The following is a 2,433-nucleotide window of genomic DNA, read 5'->3' on the forward strand; positions in this document are numbered from 1 at the left end:
CAGGACAGCCCGCTCGACTGGCTGGCGCGCAACCGCAGCAAGCCCGGCCGCGACAACCGCCTGGACACCTGGGTGCTGCACGCCAGCAGCGCGTGGAGCAAGCAGCACCTGGACCTGCCCAAGGACACCGTGATCGAGCAGCTGCACGGTGCCTTCGCCGAGCTGATCGGCTGCGCCGTGCCGCCGCCCAGCTTCACCCTGGCCCACCGCTGGCTCTACGCCCGTCCGGCGCAGGCCCACCAGTGGGGCGCGCTGGCCGACGCCGACCTGGGCCTGTACGCCTGCGGCGACTGGTGCCTGTCCGGCCGCGTCGAGGGTGCCTGGCTCAGCGGCCAGGACGCCGCCCGCCGCCTGCTCGAACACCTGGCATGACGCCCGCGCGGCGGCTCAATCCGCGCAAGCTGCTGCTGTCGAAATGGACCGCGGCGCAGCCGCAGAACCGCGAACGCCACTTCCTGGTCACCGAACTGATCCGCGACGAGGCCGACACCATTCTCGCCGTGGAGCTGCAGGCCGTGCTGACCCGGCGCAGCCAGCGGCTCGACTGGCGCCAGCTGCAGGACACCCAGCGCTGGCTGCAAGGCTGGCGCTGAAGCCCCTCTCTTCCCCTCCCCGCCCTGACGCCGCGCTCGCGCGGCGCTTGTCGTCACACACAAAAAAGCCATACACAAGCTGTACAAAGCATTTGACTTGTATAACAGCAGACCTATGATGGACAAAAGTTGTACATAGCTAAGCCAATGTACAAGACAGTCGGAGGTCGAGCCATGCAACCGAGCAAAGCCAAACTGGGCATCAGCGCCTGCCTGCTGGGCGCCGAGGTGCGCTACAACGGCGGTCACAAGCTGTCGCGCCTGTGCAGCCGCAGCCTCGCCGAGCATTTCGAGTTCGTCCCGGTGTGCCCAGAAGTCGGCATCGGCATGCCGGTGCCGCGCCAGCCGATTCGCCTGGTGGGCGACCCGCAGGCGCCGCGCGCAGTCGGCACGGTGGAACGCTCGCACGACGTCACCGACGCCCTGGCCGCCTATGCCGAACGCATGGCCGGCGAGCTGCAGGGCATCTGCGGCTTCATCTTCATGCAGCAGTCGCCGTCCTGCGGCCTGGAGCGGGTCAAGGTCTACCAGGAGGGCGGCCGCCCCAGCGAGCCGGGCCGTGGCATCTTCGCCGCGGCCTTCTGCGCCCGGCATCCCGACCTGCCGGTGGAGGAAGACGGCCGCCTCAACGACCCGGTGCTGCGCGAGAACTTCCTCACCCGCGTGTTCGCCTACGCCGAGTGGCAACGCCTGCTGCAGGAGGGCCTGACACGCCGCGCGCTGATCGCCTTCCACTCGCGCTACAAGTACCTGCTGCTGGCCACCGACCCGCTGCAGTACAAGGCCCTCGGTCGCCTGCTCGGCGACCTGGCCCGGCACGACCTGGCCAGCCTGGCGCCGCACTATTTCAGCCAGCTGATGGCGGCGCTGAAGCGCTGCGCCACCCGCGGCACCCACAGCAACGTGCTGCAGCACCTGGCCGGCTACCTCAAGCGCGCCCTCAGCCCCGACGAGAAACAGGAGATGCAACAGCTGATCGGCCAATACCGCGACGGCGTGGTGCCGCTAGTGGTGCCGCTGACCCTGCTCAAACATCATTTCCGCCGCCACCCGGATCGCTACATCGCCGAGCAGGTCTACCTGCAGCCGCATCCGGAACGTCTGAGTCTGCGCAATGCCCTCTGAGCCGAACGACCAGCTGCAGCGCAGCGAGGCCGCCGATCAGCTGCGCAGCGCCCTCGCCCAGGGCTATCTGCCGATTCGCGACGTGGCGCGCAGCACCGGGGTCAACGCCGTCACCCTGCGCGCCTGGGAGCGCCGCTACGGGTTGATCGTGCCGCAACGCACGGCCAAGGGGCACCGCCTCTACTCGCCGCAACACGTGGCGCGCATCCAGGCCATCCTCGGCTGGCTCGGCCGCGGCGTCGCGGTGAGCCAGGTCAAGGAACTGCTGGACAGCCGCCAACCGCTGCAGCCGCCGGCCGACGGCGGCTGGCGACAATTGCGCGGCGAGCTGCTCGGGCATATCGCCCAGCTCGCCGAACGGCGCCTGGACGAAAGCTTCAACGCCGCCCTGGCGCTCTACCCGCTGCGCACCCTGGTCGAACGCCTGCTCTGGCCGCTGCTCGGCGAACTGCAGCAGCGCTGGCAGGGTCAGTTAGGCGCGCGCCTGGAACAGGTGTTCTTCTTCTCCTGGCTGCGCAGCAAGTTCGCCACGCGCATCTACCACAACAACCGTCAGGCCGGCGGTGCGCCGCTGCTGCTGGTCAACCTCGGCGACGCGCCGATGGAGCCCGGCCTGTGGCTGTGCGCCTGGCTGGTCAGCGACAGCGACTGCCCGGTGGAGGTGTTCGACTGGCCGCTGCCGCCCGCCGAACTGGCCCTGGCCCTGGAGCAGATC

General features: G+C 69.3%; 4 protein-coding genes. All 4 read left to right on the top strand.

The genetic code is table 11. The features are described from left to right. The coding region (locus N878_RS17750) for an FAD-dependent oxidoreductase (RefSeq protein WP_021444929.1) at window positions 1-372 on the top strand (372 nt) is incomplete at its 5' end. Then, window positions 369-593, top strand: coding sequence for a TIGR02450 family Trp-rich protein (locus N878_RS17755; protein ID WP_021444930.1), 225 nt, complete (start codon window positions 369-371; stop codon window positions 591-593). The genes N878_RS17750 and N878_RS17755, both read left to right, overlap by 4 nt. 174 nt (window positions 594-767) lie before the next feature. Then, entirely contained in the window at window positions 768-1,718 is a 951-nt protein-coding gene (locus tag N878_RS17760) for a DUF523 and DUF1722 domain-containing protein (RefSeq protein ID WP_021444931.1), read from the top strand. Beyond that, on the top strand, window positions 1,708-2,433 hold a 726-nt coding region (locus N878_RS17765; protein WP_021444932.1), incomplete at its 3' end, for a MerR family transcriptional regulator. The genes N878_RS17760 and N878_RS17765, both read left to right, overlap by 11 nt.

It is taken from the genome of Pseudomonas sp. EGD-AK9, from assembly GCF_000465935.2.
Lineage (GTDB): Bacteria > Pseudomonadota > Gammaproteobacteria > Pseudomonadales > Pseudomonadaceae > Aquipseudomonas.

Bases quoted from the DNA above. Each gene is read 5' to 3' on its own strand.
- N878_RS17755 (WP_021444930.1), top strand. From the start codon at position 369: ATGACGCCCGCGCGGCGGCTCAATCCGCGCAAGCTGCTGCTGTCGAAA.
- N878_RS17760 (WP_021444931.1), top strand. From the start codon at position 768: ATGCAACCGAGCAAAGCCAAACTGGGCATCAGCGCCTGCCTGCTGGGC.